Consider the following 19,441-nt stretch of genomic DNA (forward strand, 5'->3'; position numbering starts at 1 on the left):
GTGCACAGCCTCAGCTTTAAACACCTCTTTGCCGATGGCCGCCAAGGCTTCTTCAATAGACTGACCTTTCGCTCTTTCTAGCCTTAAAATGTAAATACTCGTTTAAATTCAAGCACGTAGTGATTTATGGTATTGCTCACCGTTGGTGAAAAGTAATTGTAAAGTGCAAGTAAATGAACAAAATTTGCGATAGTGTTTAAACTACTATAGAAGTCTTTACGGGCAAACATTAGGGGAAATGGTTCTTGCAACGGGCCAACTTAATTGTCACTACACATCATTCCTTTGAGGGCAGAGTGGGTGTCTCAATCCTACAGGATGACACGCAAACGGCCACTGCCATCAATTATCTTGAGGAAATCATTGATAACGCCCTTCGAATGTATGCGCCAAATATACAACCGCATTATCTGGATATCTTCATCGACCAGCCGGCCTGTCGAGGAGATAAAGCGTCCTTTGCTACGTTTGACCGTCAAGGTCATGTGAGCTTTAAAAAGCCGATGGTGCTACAACGCGAGTTCTATGAGAAGTTTCGACTCCTTAATTCACAATAGCTAAGTGTAGAGAGATTTTCTCGCGGCTAAGCGGGCTTTTCTCTCTTCAATCCGCCTAAAAATGCGCGCTTTGGCCTGTGATGGCCCATCGGTATTCATCAGCGTAAGTCCTAGTTTGAGCTGATAGTTGAGTTCTATCTCCCACGGTGACTTGCGAATACAACCGTCATCGAAGAACGCCCCGATAACCTCCTGATTTGCCCTATAGATGCGCCGCTGTATTCGGTTAGTTAGTTGGGTGAGCACCCGCTCTGCTCGATTGATCCCGATACGCGATACTAAATCATAGGCTTGTTGCTCTGATTCGAGAAGGGCTGCGCTCATTTTGTCTCATTCCGTAGTACTAGATGAGACCAGTATCGCACTCTAGGTCGTTGGCGCTATAAAGCTGAGCGCAAGACCGTGGCTAACTCCTTTGCATTAACTCAGTGCAGCGGTAGAGACAATACGCCCATTAAAAATCATTTCAATGTGAACGGTTTGAATGATTTCAGTGATTTTTTTAGGTGTGAAAAACCCGAAGCACTCACCACCTGCATAACGCACCGATGGGTAATGAACCCCTGCTATGCCTTTGCGGTGGAGCTCCGCACCTAACTGTCGAGATTGCGTGTAATTATCCGGTGCTAACACCTCTTTTTGGCTCGGCGGAACTGAGACAACGCCTCCGGATGTATAGGTGCACTTCAATTGGCGAAATACGAAGCGCTCAAAGGCCAAATCTTCTACGTTTGACCAGTATACTTGCTGGTGGTGTTTGACTTCGCTTAGCGCGGTCTCAGGACTATCACCGATATAAAGCACGCCATAGTCGCCGTTGGAAAACCGCGAACCATCAGGATTTACGTGCACGAAAGGGCCAATAGCATAGTAAAGTCCCGTTATTCCATAAGGGATCTCGTCTTTAGCCAGCAGATTTAAGTTACCCAGCTCATTACGTAAGCGCGGATTGGTCAGCCCCTGCATCGCATAGACCGCTTCAAATTCATCCGAATCCGCCACATCGTCAAATAAATCGATAGGCGGAAACTTAGAATTGATTAAGCGATAGCCTGTACGCGTTGTATCGCCATAAGCCTGTAACTCGTCTACTTTTACCACCGTGCCCCTCGTAATCCGTCGATCCGTTTAAATACTTCGTACAAATTCGCCATTGAACCTTCCACCATCAACGAAAATGGGGTACGGCCATTGAAAAACGGGTTGTTGTTTTTCTTATGCACAAAACCATAAACGTTTTCTGGGTTGTCAAATAGCGTCCGTAGCCCCGCATGGATATTCAGCACGTAACTGGCGCGCTCTACTTGGTCACGGCTTAGCTTAACGTTCGACTTGTTTTTGGCTCGGTTTATGGTCGCCGTTGACACTCCTAAAATCGCCGCCATCTGCTCGGTCGTGGCCTGCCATTTCTTCAATATACTGACCGCCACCTGAAATCCCTGCGACAAATGCTCGACAGATAATTGCGCTCCATCATCGTGTTGTTGAATGACTGCTTGCATAACCACCTCACAAACTATCTATAGATAGCTAATAAATAATTCAGTATCAGTAGATATACTATAGCAGGCAATCACTAGATAGTAAAATGCCAAATATATTTCTGTGGAGTCTTTTCCAGTTGTCACCATTGCAGCTTACTCTGCTGTCACCGTTTGACATCCCGCGTGTTTAAAGGACGCTTAAACGATACTTATTGGCTATGGCATTTGGCTCGCGCATTTCACCACTGTTTAAATAAGTGTCTTTACTATCTCGCGTCCGGTGCTTCTCGCTATCTATTAGGCGATATCTAAGACAGGGTAGTAAAGCCACTTTGCCCGGCAAATATACCCTTTCAGTGGATATTCTGCCTTTTGTACTATTGCCCTCCGCAGTAGCGGTGATACAGTGTTCAACGCGACCACTATCTGCGTGATACGTCGCTATTTTCAACGAAACAACAAGTCGGCAAGTATGTGCTTGTCGTATCTCAACAAGAAAGGAAGATGAGCATTGAATAAGTCACAATTAATCGAAAAGATTGCAGAATCGGCAGAAATTTCCAAGGCTAAAGCAGGGCAGGTGGTAGACGCCTTTACCGCAACGGTCACCCTTCAATTAGCAGCTGGTGAAGAAGTTGCATTAGTTGGCTTCGGCACGTTCAAAGTGAGCGAGCGCGCTGCTCGAACTGGCCGTAATCCACAAACCGGTGCAACTATTCAAATCGCCGCCGCTAAAGTGCCTGGATTTAAAGCCGGGAAAGCGCTTAAAGATGCATGTAACTAAAAACTAAACGTTTCCGCTTCTGTGCATAAGTAAACCAAGCCCTTATCTCTTTAGGGCTTGTTAGTGAACAAACAAATAATAGTGATACTCCTCTAGAGGAAAATCGCCAATAATACACAGGCGGCGATGATCCATGAAATAGCCCCTATATTGCTCTCAGTTGTGTGCGGTTGCGGCGTGTTCCGCTCACTAATAACCTCTTCAAATGCTGCCTTTGCAACTGCCACGTCAGAGACATATTTTCGTTCGGCCTGCTCTGCGTCTCTACGTAACACGCTAACATCCTCTGTAACTAGTGCAATGTCACCGCTGTAATAGTGGTAGGTTGTATAATAATTGAAACCTGCTTGTACTGTCTTTCTGTGAAACGTAGCATTTAAGACAGCATTGCAATTGGCGTCTTTAGCGAGCTGCTTTAGGTGCGCCTTGGCATCTCGGGGGGCAGCAAACAGGTGCGTTCGTATACTGCCTTTAAACTCCACTTGTCCCCGCTTTGGCGTCGCGCTTTCTCGCCAAATGAAACCTTTGCTGATCTGGTTTACTTGCGCTTGTTCGACAATGGTTACGTTTTCTGCTGCTTTGCCTCTGGCGGTATCGACAAGTTTAAATGTGACAGCCATCCCGTGCTTTAGCTTCTCCCATGCCTGACATGCTGATTTGTGGAAAAACACATTACCTGCATCAGTCGCAATGAAACCGAAGCCTTTGTCGTTTAACACGTTGTTGATTTGTCCGAAAGTTATATCCATGCCAACGCCTCATTTTTTGTTACCCACTATCTGTATAGTACTATCGCTTCGTTTACTCGCTACAAATCGGATATCCTACGTTGAAATCTCTTTTTCGATGCAGCTTTTCTTACATTGAATTCTAAGCGCCAGCTTTAGCTTGGCGTATCAGGCGTTCTACTTCATCGACGGTTTCGACTACGTAGTGCTAGGTTTGGTATTGGATAATCTCGTCGTTCTTACCATGGAAACCGGTGATGACGGCTTTCATCACAATCTGCGTGCTTTGCTGGACGTAACCATTGGCGTTATAGCCTTCCACACTTTTAATCGAATGCACGTTAAGTATTAACTGTCCTTGAGGGCTACAGCTGATTCGGTCGCAGAGGGTGAGTCTGATCATGACGATCGTTAAGGTTAGTTAATGTTACCTAACTTCAACTGCTTTAATATCCCTGCTTGAAATTAGACTGTGAGAAAGCAAGCCCCTATGTAATTAATCCAATTATATGCTGGTTATGGTTATCACTAGATATACAGATAAGCAGCCATTCAAATACCACCCGCAGATGGTCGTTGAGTATCTGGAACGCATTGTCACTGTAGGTGAACAATAATTTTCATCTCGTTCATTATATTATATCTGGTGTTGGTAGTTCCGCTTAGAGCGAATTGCAGAAGTTGATTATTTATGGAAACTGCGCCCAAAAGCAGACATCCAATTACTAAGCCAGATTAATGTAAATCGGAGAATACTTCTGGATGCTGCTCGGCTATTCGAAGTAATGCGATTGCCGGTCCATTCGGCTCTCGACGACCTTGCTCCCAATCTTGCAACGTGCGCTTACTAACTCCCAACATCGCAGCGAACGCCGCTTGAGACATTTTTAGTTTGGCTCTTATCACGTTAGGAGCCGATGGTTCTGATAACTCAGTCGTTCTGAGCTGTACTTTTCCACGCTTAAAATTTTGAATTTCTTCAATTCCTGCGAGAATTTCTGCACCTAAATCACGGTTTGTCATTGTTTATTGCCTCCGCAATCTTCTTGAGTTGATGTCCAGGGATAGTCGCCTTTTCAGATTTACTGTAGATCGTTAGCATCCACATTTCGCTTTCCGATTTCTTCCAGTAGTAGATAACTCTAACACCACCACTTTTACCCTGTTGTTCCCCTGCCCAGCGAACTTTTCTGACGCCACCCGAGCCTTTCACAATATTGCCAGACTCAGGATGTTGCAGAAGATAGTTTTGAAGGCCACGATAATCTTCTTCCCCGAGGTAGCTTGGAAGTATTTTTGTGAACAGGCTAGTTTCGATAAAAATCATAGATTAAATATACGGCATTGCCGTACCGATGTGAAGCAAATGAGTGCGAAAGGGGTTACTTCCTTGAATCATTAAACGTTAAAAAGGATTAAAGATCGAGATGCTCAGAGCTCTCCAATGCATCTTCGACGGTTATGCCCAAGTAGTGGACGGTACTCTCTATTTTTTTATGGCCAAGTAAAATTTGGATCTCTCTTAAGTTATGCCGCATTTTATAGAGTAACGACGCCTTAGTTCGGCGAAGCGAATGCGTTCCATAGTCAGCCGGATCCAAGCCAATTGACTGCACCCAACCTTGAACGATTCGAGCATATGTCCGTGTTCCGATGTGCGGTGAATCATGAAGCCTAGACTGAAAAATATATTCATCATGTCGAATATCAGCCTCAGCAAACCACCTCTCAAGCGCACTTCTTGTTTTGTCCGTAATCTCAAAGGTCACTGGACTATGCGTTTTTTTCTGCATAACTGTTGCTCTGTTGAGGACTCGATTACTGTGAGCGACATCACCGCGCTTGAGAGCAACCAGATCACAGCCTCTTAACTTGCTATCAATTGCAAGGTTAAACAGGGCCAAATCCCTCGTATTACCAGATTTGGCCAGTAGTGTTCTAATCGACCAGACTTGTGACGCTTGAAGGGGTAATTTCTGGCCAATAAGTTTCCCTTTATTCCATGGGATTTTGCCTTCCTTAGAATTATCAATGGAAACCATAATAGTTCTCCGTAGTGGGATTCACGGAGCTACAAGTAACAACCAATCGCACCTTATAAAGAAAAGACGATTTGGTTAGAAATATCAAATGGCCAGTTACCTGACGTTCGCCATTAAGTTAAAAATGTTTCATTGGTGCCACTTCCAGCCCGTCATACCTGCGTAGGCAGGTATCTGGTTTGTGCCATTTGCAGATCGTCGAAATCCTGTTGCTGAACGATCACTTCGTACGTAAAGCGGCCGGTGAGCCTCATCGGTATTAGGTTCTGTTGTTAGGCGTTAACAGACCTTCATCAACTTGAGTATGATGAATCACAAAGCGCGAAAAGGTGTTCTCCCCAAGGTTCTTTCGATTGACTCCGTCAGCTACACGAAGGAGCACTAGAGATCACTAGACTTTGAAAAACCTGCACAGAATTTTAACCGATGTGTTGCATCTGCCGATTGAACTCAAGCGCTAAAACTGACAATCAAAAGTCCGCGCTTGACAGCCCCTTGTCATTTAAATGCAGAAAGTTTTCGAACTAATGCTGTAAGCGACCAATCGAGGCAGTATTCAAAAAATTATAGGGTAAGTTAGTTCGTTTATTCCTATTAAATACGAAACCTTTCCACTTTTGGCAAAAACGCAATGAACGCAATCCATAAAAAATCAAACATGCGTCCATATCAAAACAGACGGGACGAATCATGCCATTTGAATCTTCGAGATATTAGCTCTCACGTTTGCGAACAAAGCCAAAGGACACAAGAGCAAGGCACGCGATAATAGATAACCCATTAGCTTCGGTGGGATTACTGTCAACAACAACTCAAAAGTGATCCACAGCAACAATTTAAAACTGATCCACTAATCGTTAGATTTATCCATTAGGCCAGCTTGTTTCTTTTCTTTGATTCTATAGCTTTCTCCTTTGATTTGAATGATGTGTGAGTGATGCAGTATTCGGTCTAGCATGGCTGATGTCAGCACAGTGTCATTGGCGAAGATCTGACCCCATTGTCCGAACGGTAAATTGCTGGTTAAGACAACAGAGCCTTTTTCGTAGCGCTTTGCGATAACGTCAAACAACAGCTTTGATTCATGCGCACTGAATGGCAGATAGCCAATCTCATCCACGATCAGCAGTCGAGGTGATTGAACTGCGCGTTGCATAATGCTTTTGTACTTATCCTGTCGCTGTGCAGTAGCGAGCTGAAGGATAAGCTCTGATGCACTGATAAACCTTGTTTTGATCCCCGCTTGTGCTGCCTTATACCCTAAAGCAATGGCAAGATGTGTTTTGCCGACGCCTGATGGGCCGAGCATGACCACGTTTTCCTGCCGTTCAATGAAAGACAGTGATGCCAGTTCCATCACCTGCTTTTTGGGGACACCAGAGGCAAACTTAAAATCAAAGTCTTCTACTGTTTTAAGCGATGGGAAGCCCGCCATTTTGGTAAACATGGTTTGTTCGCGCTGATGACGTAGCTGCTTTTCACTGGTGAGGATGTGCTCAAGAAAGGTCAGGTAATCCCACTCTTGTTCGGCAGCCTGTTGTGCTAATGCCGGGGCGTTAGTGGCGATCCCCTGTAATTGCAGTTCATCCGTTAAGCCACCAAGACGCGAGAGTTGCAAGTTCATATTTCCTCCACCAGTTGGTCGTACACAGCCAAGTTGTAGTGCAGTGCGCGTTGATTCAGTAAGTTCACTGAAGGTAACGGGACTGATTTTGCCAGTGTTGATGTGACAGGTAATACACTGGGTGGCAGAAGCTGAAGGTGTTGTCTTTCTGTGACAAGACGCTCTGCGGGTCTTTGCTTGGTGGTATCATGAATACGTTGGTGGGCAACATTATCGAGCCATAGCGTTACTTCATTGTTGGCGGTTGCAATATCAAGCGTGTCGCCTTGGGCCGCTAATTTGGTCTGTAATGGCCGATAGAAGTTATCACGCACATAACGCACCATACGCTCTACTTTACCCTTGGTCTGAGGGCGGTAATGCCGACAGAGCTTTGGGATAAATCCCATCGATTTGGCAAACTGATAAAATGGCTGATGTAATCGGTGCTGACCTTCACCATACGCGTCCCGTTCAACCACTACCGTTTTCATATTGTCATACCATACTTCTTTTGCCACGCCTTGAAAGTAGTCGAAGCAATAACGATGACATTGCTCTAGTGTCTCGTAACGCATGTTATCGGTGAACATGACAAACATCGCTCGGCTAAAACCCAGCACGGCAATAAAGGTATGGATAGGATGTTTACCGCCTCGCATTTGTCCCCAGTCAACTTGCATTTGCTTACCTGGTGGCGTTTCGAATCGAATAATCGGTACGTGTTCTTGCTTACCTCGATACTCATATAGATACTGACGAAGAAGCGACAAGCTGCCGGTATACCCCAGTTCCTGTATCTCCCTAAACAACACCACTCCTGATAGATGAACTGGCTTTGCCTGGGCAATACGCTAATGCAAAAACTACTTGTAAGGTTCCAGCTTAGAAGTTCGCTTTTCACGCTTGGTGTATTCCGGAGTATCTATACCTTTAGCCAAATAACGTCTGACGGTGTTTCTTGATATACCTAGCTCCTTGGCAATGCGACGTTGAGACACCCCTTGTTGATATAAAATCTGAATTTTCATGAGTTCTTCTTTCGTGATCACAGTGCCTCGCAAAAGGCACCATGGTTAAAACAACTGGATCAGATTTCAATTGTTGGAATGGTTCAGTTTTGCATTGTTGGTAACAATTACAACCAACAGGCAGTCCGTTCGCGTTCGCTAGCCTTCAAGTGAATAAGAGTTTTGTACCGATGCTGGAAAAGCAAAACACCGTATGACGAAGCGAGGTACCTCAAAGTGTTAAAGGAGAGAAATTCACCGTTTGCACCCAACCAAGAAATTGAAAAGTCTTTGAGTGCAAGGGAGTTAGATAACTGCTTCACCTTATCACAGCTCTCAGAAGCATCAGCACTTGCGATAATAAAAAACATAAGTGTAATGGAAAAAGATTTAACCCTAATCGTTCATCTACCAAAGATTTTAATTTTTATCATTAGTCGATAGAAAGGATCGAAAGGTTTAAAGACCGGGAATTTGGCATCTACAGAAAAGTTAATTTATAAATAAAGGGGCTCACTTGAACCATGTGACAAAGTTGATTTTGCACTTGAGAAGTAAACGAGAATTAGGATAACTTGATCACATTTAACTTGGCGAGGTGATACCGTTGTTTATCGGTGATTTCTGCAAGCTAACCAGTACTACGCCTAAAACCATAAGATTTTATGAAGAACAAGGCCTACTCCCACCCGCACGGCGGCAAGGAAGCTATAGGGTCTACGATGACACTTATGTCGAGACAGTACGCCAGATAAAATTGGCGCAGGCTCATGGTTTTACGCTGTCTGAGTTGAAAGAAATATTTCGAGGCAAGGATATAAGAAGAGGACTCCCTCCTTTGGTTATTTTGAATGCTGTCAAAGAAAAACGGCAATTTATAGCTAGCGAGATTTCGCGGTTGAATGAAATTGATAAAGGGCTCGCAGTGTTACAAAAAAAAATGAAAATGTCGCCATGTATGCTTGACTCTTCCCTTAAGGACAAGGTTTAGCATAACTACTCCCTGATTTAGTTGGAGTAGTTATATGATCTGCTACAAGCAAATAGTAAAGGCAAGCGCCCTATATGATCTTTTAACCACAGCGGCATTCGCCCTCCCTGTAGTAGCCACATTCAAATTAGAGTTTTTACGCAGTCTACACATGCATCTGCAGATGCAAGGAAGTTTCCCATTTTTTGAGCCGCTTCATCTGTTTTTTGTGAATTTACTTGGTTGTATCGTAATCGTGTGGGCAGTGCTTAGGCTCCGGTATAGCAATCCACTTTTTGGACTTTATGACGGCATTGCGAGACTGCTTTTTAGTCTAACTATGGGGTATGCACTGATTTATAACGATGTTTCTTCACTATTGTGGTTTTTCTTTGTGCCTGAGTGTATTTGGGGTTTTGTTCAATTAAAAGGCTACCAGCTGCACATTCATTATTCTAAATAAATAGCAAAGTCTCCGCCCTATAAAAGGTCTATTCTTAGTACTTTTGAGCGAAGCATTTTAAACTTTGTCACAGCGCAAAGCCAATCACTAAAAAGGGGAATTGCAAAAAAGTTTTATATGAGTGCATCCAAACGACTTACTCAGCGAATCTTAAAAGGTGAAAGACTGAGTTTTGAGGTGAAAAAAGATGAAAAAAGTAAAAAATATCCTTTCTGTATTGGTATGAACGGCCATACCTGAGCTTTTACTTCATCTCGAAGAAATAAAACTTCAATCACGGAAACCCTTAATGCCAGAATTGATAAACCTATTGCCACGTAAGATAGCAGTCTAGTTTGAGACATTTTATTTGACATCGAAAAGTTGCTCCTCGCGACACAATTTGCAAAAGCTATAACTGTACACGTCCAAGATGAAATTCCCAGATTATTTATGTAAGCAAAAAAGGGCACTACATTTTTTTCGTTTTAGAAAAGAATTTATGTCTGGTTTTGTCGTGAAAACGTTAGAAACATTCAATTCGATTGCGATACTGTAACCGCAGGAGAATTAAATATGACCATAAAACAATGTTACTTTGTAGCGGACAACATTGAAGCGCTAGACCTATTCGGACCGTTAAACACGTTTATGCAAACAAATGCTTTTGCTCCTAATAGCTATGCGTGTAGCCTAGTAAGCTCAAATGGAAAAGCAGTTCGCACATATCACGGGCAACAAATTCAGGTTGATTACAGCACAAACGATCAATTTTCGGTTGATGATTTGATCTTGTGCGGTGGTTTTGGGATTCGCACACTTACGCTTTCGCCTAGTGAGCTTGCAAGTTTGAGAGAACTTGCGTCAAAAGCATCACGGGTTATCAGTATTTGTACAGGTGCATTTCTTTTAGCTCAAATTATACCAGAGAGGTCTCTGTCTCTTACTACTCACTGGCGTCATTGTACTGAGTTATCTGAAGCTTTTCCTAAAATCCGAGTAGACCCTAACGCACTTTTTCTAGACGACAGCGGTATATGGTCATCTGCTGGGGTTCTCTCAGGAGTGGATTTAGCGTTAGCGATTATTCGAAAAGATAAAGGAAGTATCGTTGCAACAAGTGTCGCTAAAGAGCTCGTAGCGTTCGGTCAGCGTGATGCAAAACATGCTCAAATTTCACCGGTGCTCGAAATACAATCTGCACAAAGTTTTCGATTGTCGTCCCTCATAGAATGGCTGAACAAAAACATATACAAAAATATCAGCGTTCAAGACATGAGTAGTTATATACATTTGAGTGAGAGGCAGTTAGGTAGATTGTTCCGACTACATACAGGGGTAACCCCCGCTGCTTTCTTTCGAAGAATGAAGTTAGATCATGCGTTTTCATTACTTAATTCAGACAATATCAGCGTCAAAGACGTTTCTTCGAAACTAGGTTTTTCGAGCTACGACACTTTTCGCCGCGCATTCTACAAAGCGTTTCATTGTTCACCAACATCTATAGTTTGCAGCAAATATTAAAGCCAAATAAAATTTATAAGAGTATCGTCGTTATGTGGTCAAATTTAACAAGACTCCTTGTAGTCGTTTTAACATTTTTCATGCCCATTTCAGTAACATTTGCTTCGTGTTCTGAATTGCCCTCTGCCAAATTTCCCAAGCTACCGTATACCGATACTATTTTGCCAACAAGCGCTACTGAAGATTTACATATTCTTGAGACGACCTTACGGTCAAATCATCCTTCACTATTTGATTACCAGTCAAAAGCTGAATTCGAAATGTTAACTGAAGAGTTAAGTCAGAACGTAGCATGTGCAAAGACTAGTGCAGACATTTTTGCACTTGCTTCGCAAATGGTAGCTTCAATAGGAGATGCACATACCTATGTCATCAATCCACACGAATTAGAGATTCAGGCAAGAGAGCCTCTGTTTCCACTCGCCATTGACATAGTCAACAACCAGATGTTTATTGACGAAAAACAGGTTGAAGAAATAAATGACATGACGGTAGCGTCTATCCTTAAATCGTTGCAACGTTATCTGCCAAGTGACGCAAATACAACACCATATAAAAATGCATTTATACAGCAGGATTTTGCGACTCTTTTTTTTACTTTGCTCGATCGTTCTTCTCAATTTGAAATAAGATTTGTTGACGGACAGCGAATGACGCTCGCCGCTGAGTTAAGAAAGACAAACAAGAAATCTAAGGAAGAGTCACATCCTTCCCTAAAAATCATGGGTTCAACAGCTACGATCAAGATTCCGTCTTGGGAAGATAGCTCGGCCTCTTCGTTTAATACCCCTCTGGCCGAAACAGCACAAAACTCATTTTTGGGAGAATTTATTTTTGATGCAATGTCAAAGGTTACGATAAAGGATGTTAATCAGCTTGTAGTAGATATGCGTGGCAACAAAGGAGGAAAAAGTGGACCAGCTGCGCTATTGCTAAGCTTTTTGATTTCTGAACCATTCAAATACTATGAAGAGATTACCGTTGCATCAGACCAGTTTCCTACGTATGAGCACGTTGCAAATAAATCTCTGGTCGATTTTTACAAATCAGAGAAGGCACAACAGCTAATCGAAGAACGAGGCGGACAACTTTTTTTTAAATCTGAACTGATGCCAAAAATAATCCCGCAACCAAATGTATTTGTTGGTGACATTGTGGTGATGGTAGATAAATTCAGTCTTTCCGTAAGCACTGATGTCGTAGCAAACTTAATTCAACACACCAATGCTACTGTGGTAGGCGATGAGATAGGTGGAAGTTTGACACATTACAGCGCAGGAAATTATCTTGACCTTGTGTTACCAAATTCAAAAATAAGGGTAAATGTGCCTTTGCAGCGTTTAGTTTACTGAATTTTTGAGAATTTGATTTCTGATGCCTATAAGTGCTGTGTATATCTTGTAAAGGGCATGTAAGGCCAAATGTCTCAAAAAAAACCAAGAATTGAGGCTTCTCAAATCTTTTAAAATCATAATTATACGTGATATGAGACGACCGAGTGGAGATTGAAGTTTTACACTGTATTGGCAATCTAGCTAATCAGAAAGGAATAAACATGACTACTAACATTTATCGCTCACTCTGTTTTGTGTGCGCATTGCTTTTGAGCTCGCACTCCATTGCAACTGATGGAATAACTTCGATAAACATACCTCAGTCTGACTATAATGGGCATCTAAACTACAAAGATTATGGCACAGGCAAACACGTCAAAATTCCAATGAGGTTCTCTATTTATCAAAGTTCAGATGGTTTAAATCTTATTGTTGATAAAATTTTTACTGATCCGGGCTATGAAGTGTATTCACTTTCAGTAATCAATTTAGACCTCGAGAATAATACCGTTATTGAAACGACTTTTGATAAAAATCAGTCTCAGAAGCAGTCTTTTGAAATACTTTCTTTTGCGTATGTTGGGCCTAAAAAATGGACTCTTATAAGAAGAGCGCTTCGCCAAGATAACAATCAAGATGCCATCATCGTAATAACAGAGTCGGTAACTGGCACTGAATTCAGAAGCGAGACCAGAGTTGACTATTTAGCAACAACCGTAAACGAGAACTTAAAGCGGAATTGGGTTTCAGCAAATTTGGTTTCAGAATGAATTACGGAGAACGTGAAATGGAAAATCAAAGAAATTTTAGTTGGAAGGTAGCTTTCGCTGTGCTTGTTTTTATCCCCTTTTTTGTTACAAGTGAGGAGACTACGAGCTTTGAACAAGATATAGCCTTGCTAAAACAAACACTTTCTGCTGCTCATCCGGGTTATGCGAGGTACATTGACGAACATGAACTCGAAGGGCAGTGGGCAGCGCTTACACTTAAAAGCAAGAAGAAGTCTTACTCGAATCTTCAGTTCTATACCGATGTCTCGAGAGTCTTGGCAAGTTTGCGTTGCGAACACACTGTTGCTGACCTTCCGAAAGACTTAGATGCACAGAAAAAACAACATTTTCTACCATTTACTTTTAAGCTTTTTGAGTATCGAATGTTTGTAGAAAGATCGACATTGTCAACTTTACAAAAGGGTACTGAAATTTCTCATATTAATAATGTGCCAGTTGAAACAATTTTGTCGAAACTAATGCCTTACGTATCAATTGACGGGTACACTGATTTCACAAAAGCAGGAAAAATTGCTCGTGATTTTGATTTGATTGGATCTGCATTTGAGCAGTTTTTCGCTCCGGTAGTTTTAGGCGTCGACAAGTATCCTGATTCATTTGAGATCACTCTGAGAGATACTAAAGGTACAAATATAAAGGTACAGTCGATAGAATTTTCCAAATGGCTAACATTGGCTGAAAGACCTTATCGCCTTGATTTCAAGGATGCAGTGAGCGTTAAGTTTATTGAACCCAGTACGGCAGTACTGAGTGTTGATACCTTTGTAAATTACCGCAACCCAGTCGACCCCGACTTACTCTTTTTGAGTATATTCAAAGAGCTTAAAAATAAAAGTGTTGAAAAACTAATTGTCGATTTACGCAGAAATGGCGGTGGTAGCGACGATGCTCAAATTGGTCTCATGCGATACCTCTACAATACACCGTTTCAACTGGTCGATGGAGGGTGGTTATCAGTCAAACCATTAGGCGATTTAGCGGCAAATCTCACAAGTTGGGACCGAGCGGTTATTGATTTCGATAAAACAGTTCTTCCTTTGGAAACTCAAGGTTATCGTATTCCTCTGAACCAATTGGGCATTAGTGCGCAGACAATCGAACCTGCTGAGTATTCGTTTGAGGGAACAGTTGTGATGCTAACGGCGGACAATAACGCCTCTGCATCGGCAGCGTTAATGGCGCATATTCAAAAGCAAAAACATGTTACTCTAGTTGGAGAAAAGACAGGAGGCAATCAGGGTGGAACTACTGCGTCTGTAATAGCCTTTCTGAAGCTACCACACTCGCAAATCAGTGTTCGTGTACCATTGATTCTCAATCGGTATAATATTGATAACGCTGAAAATGGAATCGGAGCAACTCCCGATTTGTTCGTGCCTCAAACCCTTGATGATTGGCTCAATAATAAAGATAGTATCTTGGAGCATGCGCTCTCAATGAAGCTTTGACGTTCAAAAGTTACGATGGCAGGGAATTAGGAGTGCAACCAGTTGACTACTTAAATATTGGATGGCGAAGCACCTTACTACTTTGCCTTATCTGCCCGATTTGTTTAAGTGCCTTTACTTTAATTTTACGTAAAGTTGAAGCTGCCGCTAGTCTATACCTAGGGCTATTTCTGCTAATATTTTGTTTAAACGCTGTTCCTCAAGTCATTGGATTTGCTGGATTCTATCAGGCATATCCGTGGCTTACCTTTGCTCCGTTTAATAATGAGTTGTGGCTTGGACCACTTTTGCTTTTACACACACTTAAATTAACAAAACGTCCAGTGCCACGCTACGTTAGACTTCTGTTTATTTCCGCACTCATTCAAACAAGCTACTACACAATTTTATTCTTGGGAATTGAAACCTATCAGGATAAGTTTGCATATAGCTCTGCCGTTCACAATGTGTTTATCTCTCCCATTGAATCAATATGCACAGTTACAGTGTCTCTATTTTGCTGTTTTAAGGCATTTTTATACGCACGTCGATATACGCGAGAATTGCTCGATTTGGAAAGCGATCAAGAGTCGTTTGATGTAAGCTGGTTAACTTGGATGGCTGGATTAGTTGGAACGCTCGTAGTCTTGTGGTCCACTTTTGAATTGTTTCATCGATTTGTCGAAGAGTTTAGCTATCCAGCGCAGTATCCGTTTCACCTGATCTTTCTTGCAATTATTATGGTGCTTGGACAAAAAGCCGTCTCTTCGATACGGCTCCCTTTTCCAGAGCCGCTGCCAACTGCAAATGAGCAAAACATTTCTGAAGAAGTTTTAAAAGAGACAAGCCTAATAGACAAAATAAAAGACGGACTCGAAAAAGACTGTTGGTATTTGCGACACCAGTTTTCTTTAAGCGACATGGCACGTGCACTTGGAAGTAATGAAACGTATATTTCCAAAGCAATAAATGTTGGCTTTGGGAAAAATTTTTCCAGTTTGATAAACGAAGCACGAGTGAATCATGCTAAACGGCTAATACAGCATGATCCCACTATTTCTTTATCTGACTTGATGCACGAATCCGGTTTTAATTCTAAAGCAAGTTTTAACAGATCATTCAAGTTAATAGCTGGTATTACACCGAGCGCATATCAATTATCACTTAGATAGATGCCTTCTTCGTGCATAATTTGAGGTGGATGGTTTTGATAACCGAGAATAATTGTATTTGATGGTTCTGTGGAGCCTATCAAAGCTAGCCAATAAACGTCCGCTTTGCATAGTCTGCGATCGTTCTTAAATACAATGTTTCATATAGGCTGACTGACCGTTATATTGTCTAAAGCAGACTGCCGCCAGAGCGGCGGTGACGGACTGGTATTCGCTCTTAGGAGATCCTTGCCTTCGCAAGGATGAGGGGCTGGTTATCGCTCACTACAGATCTAATGTAAAAAATACTGACAGTCTGCTTTCAGGAATAGTTTTTAAAAACTGAATGACTGCAAATGGCACAAACCAGATACCTGCCTACGCAGGCATGACGGACTGCAAATGGCACTAAGCAGATACCAGCCTGCGCTTAATACTGTTCGTTTAAGCACTTTTAATAGTGTGTTTTGCTTTTTTAGTAGAGTATTTCCGTACGACATCTATCTTCTTTTCTCTTGGGTTAGAGCGCCGTTTTTCTTTCGGCAATATGAAGTCTTTCAGCACGTGCGTTATGTCTTTCATTCTTGCTGGAATAGTGTGTAAGCTTTTTGTAGACGCTATCATATGGTAGTCATACAGAACAATGCGCAAGGCCGCGGTAAAGCTTATTCTCGTGGGTCTTATTCCCACCTCAACGGCGGTCAATGCTATCTCATATCGCACGAGATTGTAGGCGATGAGCATGCCATATAACTCTTGATATACCAGGTCCTTTTTCTTGCTACGAAGCGTTAATGCATTTTGCAGCATCGATACTTTCACTTCGCGATAACCCAGTTCTATTTCCCAGCGTTCTTTATATAAGTTAATGATATCTTTCGCTTGATACTCTTCATGGGGCAGGTTCGTCGCAATTTTGACTTCTTTGTTACGACCTATTTTGAAGGTAATGAGCCGCATATTCCAATGCTTTGGTAAGGATTTATCCTTTCTTCTTGCGCTACTTAGATCACGCTCAACATAGGCGTCATTAGCCGCATACTTTTGTTTCATCGTGTATTTAAGGTCTTTTTTAATAGGGGTTATCCAGAACCTTTGATGTCCGTGATTCTCTATGTCAATCAGCAGCTTAGCGGAGTGATACAATTTATCCATGAGCAAGATACTCTTGCCTGGCACGCTCGCTTGCAGTTTCGCGGCGTGGCTTAATTCAGACTCATTAAATTCAGAGGCTTGTGCATGTAATATCAAATGATTACGGACATTCATTAGGCAAGTCAACCGCATAACGGGGTAGCCTGATTTCGCATCACTTTGGTTTAGCACTGAGCCAAAGTGTTCCCTTAGTTCCGGTGTATCTTCTGTACGCAATGTTGTGCCATCAATCGACAATACTTGCAAACCATTCCAGTTATCATCTACATGGGTTTGATTGTTCCAATGCTGTGCACTCAATTCAAACAGCTCTTTGACTGGCTTAAATCCTAGGCGTTGTCTTGCATTGCTTAGCGAACTTCTCGCGGCCAATAGATCATTATTCAGTCCTGCTGAGTTAAATGCTAAGCGGGTAGCCACCTCTTGTATCGACTCTTGACGTAACAGTGACATGCCAACAACAAGCCTTAATACTTGCTTCGGTGGTAATTTCCTTCGTCTGAGAGAAACGTTGTCACTTAGCGAAAGCGCTTGCTCCAACCACTGAGAAGGCAGCGGAGCATTAAATACACTAACGTTATGGTGAAGATGTTCTTCAGAAAAAACAGCGGCAAGATCTTGAGCGAGCATGGTGGCCTGGTAATAACAAGAAAAGACTAGTTTGATCCCATTATCGGCCTAGTCAAGTCATTATCTAAGCCACTAAAACCATGTATTTAAGTCTTAAACGATCAGTATTAAGCCTGCGCTGGTATGACGGTCGGCCAATGGCACGAAGCCGCCTGTATGGTTTGGTCAAGCTCTGTATATAGAAAAAATAAGATTGAGTTCAGACTAATTCATTTAATGTAATACCGTATTAAACTGCACTATTAATCTTTCACCATCGGTCAATTGCACGGTCATAGCCCAGTGCATGACCGCTTGGTTACAACTCCCCAGAAAAAACACACCTTGGTAAGACCTATCCGAACTCTGCGTAGGAATAACCGGCGTCTTGCCCATAAACATATCTATGCCTTCAATCCACCCTTGTGTACAACCGCGCATGGACAGGTGATGTTGAAGAGCAATCAATAGCACGCACAACTCGCCCCGATCAAGTACGACAAGTCTATGTCGAATACGCTCATCTGAAAGGTAGTATCGACGAATACATGGCTATGCTGGTGGATTGGAAAGTCGCCGCGGCACGCGCAGGACTCGAATATCATCAAAGCCTTGTTGCGTAGATAACGTTAACGTTTTGATTTAAATATATTTATGACATAACATGGGCTTACAGGGACGTACTACAGGAAATCATTCGTGCTCAAGACAATATCAGTCTTCGTTTTGCTTACACTTTCACATATAGCACATGGCGTAATCATCGACCATGATTACGTTATTGATGATAGTTTTCTAGATACCGAGACCGGTTTGGTCTGGATGGATTATGGTGTCAATAATGGGATGTCATTTAACGAGGTGATGTTAGAGTTAAATGTTGGTGGTTTATATGAAGAGTGGCGCCTACCAACTACAGATGAGGTGTATAGGCTCTGGGAATCGGTGATCGCGCTAGACATATACACACCAACATCTGTTTATAGCAGTTTTTTAAACCCAAGCAACCCAGAAATCTTAGATAGAAATCCATCATCCCCGTATTTCAATACGATTGGGCAGATGACGGCAGATACCCCTACATTGACAATTTCTAGTGATTATTCGGCGGTAATGTGGTTTCAAGGCACTTATGAACTGGCCGCCACATCAGTTAGTATTTCTTTCGAAAAATTTTACTTGCACATTTATGATGGATTATCGCCATCTGATCCGAATTATCAGAGTGTCCTAGCAGATCCAGACGTTGCTCTTGATTACATTGGTACGTATCTTGTCTATAAACAAGATGTCAACGAACCAACTACGATAGCGATTTTATTGATAGCACTTGTTATGTTAATGCGGAAGCGCTTGTTTCGATTAAAATAGTATCTATCAAATCCGTAACTAAATGACCTCTAGACATGGATATAAGCTGCTGTGTTTGCAGGGATAACAAGACTTATACACATGCTTATCCCATGAAACGGTGGATATGTTCTCTTAGCCATTGAGTGGCGCGTTCTGCGGCGTCACTCACAATGTCCTTTTTAGCGTAATTTAGGACGTTTCCATGAAACACGTTCCAGGGTAGGGGAATTGTTGCTAAGGTAATTTGGTGTTCAAACCTTGAAAATAGGTAGGTGCATGAAGTCTGCTACGATGAAGAAACAGCGGAACTTAGACTTCAGCTAGCTAACCGGTATTACAACTACTGTGATGTCCCGCTCTCGATGTATCGCTCTTTGCTTAGCGCCAGCTCAAAAGGCAGCTATTTCAATCAAGCAATTAAAGGCCGCTATCTCTGTTAAGGTGATGCCGTTTTACTCGCTGTAGCGCTGACTGTTA

22 protein-coding genes and 1 pseudogene are annotated in these 19,441 nt (G+C 42.4%); 12 read left to right on the forward strand and 11 right to left on the reverse strand.

Annotated elements, in window-relative coordinates; genetic code table 11:
- Positions 1-245 precede the first annotated feature (245 nt).
- Positions 246-557 carry a hypothetical protein gene (locus KIU71_RS16080; RefSeq protein ID WP_214132317.1) on the forward strand — a complete coding sequence of 104 codons (312 nt, stop codon included), beginning with the start codon at positions 246-248 and terminating at the stop codon, positions 555-557.
- On the opposite strand, the gene KIU71_RS16085 is transcribed toward KIU71_RS16080, so the two are convergent.
- The 3 genes from KIU71_RS16085 to KIU71_RS16095 all read right to left on the reverse strand — a co-directional run bounded on the left by KIU71_RS16085 (position 558) and on the right by KIU71_RS16095 (position 2,059).
- The gene (locus KIU71_RS16085) at positions 558-881 is read right to left on the reverse strand and encodes a hypothetical protein (protein WP_214132318.1); all 324 of its coding nucleotides are present in this window, start codon (positions 879-881) and stop codon (positions 558-560) included.
- Between the two features lie 96 nt (positions 882-977).
- Positions 978-1,658: an RES family NAD+ phosphorylase gene (locus tag KIU71_RS16090; protein WP_315853310.1), complete on the reverse strand. Its 681-nt coding sequence runs from the start codon at positions 1,656-1,658 to the stop codon at positions 978-980.
- On the reverse strand, positions 1,652-2,059 hold the full coding sequence (locus tag KIU71_RS16095; protein ID WP_250207587.1) for an MbcA/ParS/Xre antitoxin family protein: 408 nt from the start codon (positions 2,057-2,059) through the stop codon (positions 1,652-1,654). Before KIU71_RS16095 ends, KIU71_RS16090 begins: the two co-directional genes overlap by 7 nt.
- Positions 2,060-2,552: 493 nt before the next feature.
- On the opposite strand from KIU71_RS16095, the gene KIU71_RS16100 reads away from it, so the two are divergent.
- Entirely contained in the window at positions 2,553-2,825 is a 273-nt protein-coding gene (locus KIU71_RS16100; RefSeq protein WP_214132320.1) for an HU family DNA-binding protein, read from the forward strand.
- A 92-nt stretch (positions 2,826-2,917) separates the two neighbouring features.
- On the opposite strand, the gene KIU71_RS16105 is transcribed toward KIU71_RS16100, so the two are convergent.
- From KIU71_RS16105 to istA, 7 genes and pseudogenes are all read right to left on the reverse strand, one after another.
- Complete coding sequence (locus KIU71_RS16105) at positions 2,918-3,574, reverse strand: cold-shock protein (RefSeq protein ID WP_214132322.1); 657 nt, start codon at positions 3,572-3,574, stop codon at positions 2,918-2,920.
- Positions 3,575-3,761: 187 nt separating this feature from the next.
- Positions 3,762-3,893 carry a hypothetical protein gene (locus KIU71_RS17970; RefSeq protein WP_261348351.1) on the reverse strand — a complete coding sequence of 44 codons (132 nt, stop codon included), beginning with the start codon at positions 3,891-3,893 and terminating at the stop codon, positions 3,762-3,764.
- Positions 3,894-4,288: 395 nt separating this feature from the next.
- A complete protein-coding gene (locus KIU71_RS16110) occupies positions 4,289-4,576 on the reverse strand; it encodes a helix-turn-helix domain-containing protein (protein WP_214132323.1) in 288 nt (95 codons plus the stop codon).
- A complete protein-coding gene (locus KIU71_RS16115) occupies positions 4,563-4,880 on the reverse strand; it encodes a type II toxin-antitoxin system RelE/ParE family toxin (protein WP_214132324.1) in 318 nt (105 codons plus the stop codon). Before KIU71_RS16115 ends, KIU71_RS16110 begins: the two co-directional genes overlap by 14 nt.
- A gap of 88 nt (positions 4,881-4,968) precedes the next feature.
- The gene (locus KIU71_RS16120; protein WP_214132326.1) at positions 4,969-5,595 is read right to left on the reverse strand and encodes a tyrosine-type recombinase/integrase; all 627 of its coding nucleotides are present in this window, start codon (positions 5,593-5,595) and stop codon (positions 4,969-4,971) included.
- Between the two features lie 850 nt (positions 5,596-6,445).
- Positions 6,446-7,219, reverse strand: a complete 774-nt coding sequence (gene istB / locus KIU71_RS16125; protein WP_214132327.1) for an IS21-like element helper ATPase IstB — start codon at positions 7,217-7,219, stop codon at positions 6,446-6,448.
- Positions 7,216-8,250 (reverse strand): annotated as a pseudogene (istA, locus tag KIU71_RS16130) (IS21 family transposase). Before istA ends, istB begins: the two are co-directional and overlap by 4 nt.
- A gap of 565 nt (positions 8,251-8,815) precedes the next feature.
- Here istA and KIU71_RS16135 point away from each other — a divergent pair.
- The 7 genes from KIU71_RS16135 to KIU71_RS18075 all read left to right on the forward strand — a co-directional run bounded on the left by KIU71_RS16135 (position 8,816) and on the right by KIU71_RS18075 (position 15,868).
- Positions 8,816-9,199, forward strand: a complete 384-nt coding sequence (locus KIU71_RS16135; protein WP_214132328.1) for a MerR family transcriptional regulator — start codon at positions 8,816-8,818, stop codon at positions 9,197-9,199.
- Between the two features lie 34 nt (positions 9,200-9,233).
- Positions 9,234-9,641, forward strand: coding sequence for a hypothetical protein (locus tag KIU71_RS16140; RefSeq protein WP_214132329.1), 408 nt, complete (start codon positions 9,234-9,236; stop codon positions 9,639-9,641).
- Between the two features lie 555 nt (positions 9,642-10,196).
- Positions 10,197-11,144: a GlxA family transcriptional regulator gene (locus tag KIU71_RS16145; protein ID WP_214132330.1), complete on the forward strand. Its 948-nt coding sequence runs from the start codon at positions 10,197-10,199 to the stop codon at positions 11,142-11,144.
- Positions 11,145-11,176: 32 nt separating this feature from the next.
- Positions 11,177-12,496: a S41 family peptidase gene (locus tag KIU71_RS16150; RefSeq protein ID WP_214132331.1), complete on the forward strand. Its 1,320-nt coding sequence runs from the start codon at positions 11,177-11,179 to the stop codon at positions 12,494-12,496.
- 203 nt (positions 12,497-12,699) lie between these two features.
- Positions 12,700-13,248: a hypothetical protein gene (locus KIU71_RS16155; protein ID WP_214132332.1), complete on the forward strand. Its 549-nt coding sequence runs from the start codon at positions 12,700-12,702 to the stop codon at positions 13,246-13,248.
- Between the two features lie 17 nt (positions 13,249-13,265).
- Positions 13,266-14,717: a S41 family peptidase gene (locus tag KIU71_RS16160; protein WP_214132333.1), complete on the forward strand. Its 1,452-nt coding sequence runs from the start codon at positions 13,266-13,268 to the stop codon at positions 14,715-14,717.
- Between the two features lie 32 nt (positions 14,718-14,749).
- Entirely contained in the window at positions 14,750-15,868 is a 1,119-nt protein-coding gene (locus KIU71_RS18075) for a helix-turn-helix domain-containing protein (protein WP_214132334.1), read from the forward strand.
- Between the two features lie 423 nt (positions 15,869-16,291).
- Here KIU71_RS18075 and KIU71_RS16170 read toward each other — a convergent pair whose 3' ends face one another.
- Entirely contained in the window at positions 16,292-17,632 is a 1,341-nt protein-coding gene (locus tag KIU71_RS16170; RefSeq protein WP_214132335.1) for an IS4 family transposase, read from the reverse strand.
- Between the two features lie 404 nt (positions 17,633-18,036).
- Here KIU71_RS16170 and KIU71_RS16175 point away from each other — a divergent pair, with 404 nt between their 5' ends.
- The 3 genes from KIU71_RS16175 (at position 18,037) to KIU71_RS18150 (ending at position 19,404) form a co-directional block, all read left to right on the forward strand.
- Positions 18,037-18,234, forward strand: a complete 198-nt coding sequence (locus KIU71_RS16175; protein WP_214132336.1) for a hypothetical protein — start codon at positions 18,037-18,039, stop codon at positions 18,232-18,234.
- Between the two features lie 76 nt (positions 18,235-18,310).
- The gene (locus tag KIU71_RS16180; RefSeq protein WP_214132338.1) at positions 18,311-18,982 is read left to right on the forward strand and encodes a hypothetical protein; all 672 of its coding nucleotides are present in this window, start codon (positions 18,311-18,313) and stop codon (positions 18,980-18,982) included.
- 254 nt (positions 18,983-19,236) lie between these two features.
- Entirely contained in the window at positions 19,237-19,404 is a 168-nt protein-coding gene (locus KIU71_RS18150) for a KTSC domain-containing protein (RefSeq protein WP_214132340.1), read from the forward strand.
- Positions 19,405-19,441: the final 37 nt, after the last annotated feature.

Origin of the sequence: Alteromonas oceanisediminis (assembly GCF_018474025.1) — a bacterium.
GTDB classification, from domain to species: Bacteria; Pseudomonadota; Gammaproteobacteria; order Enterobacterales; family Alteromonadaceae; genus Alteromonas_E; species Alteromonas_E oceanisediminis.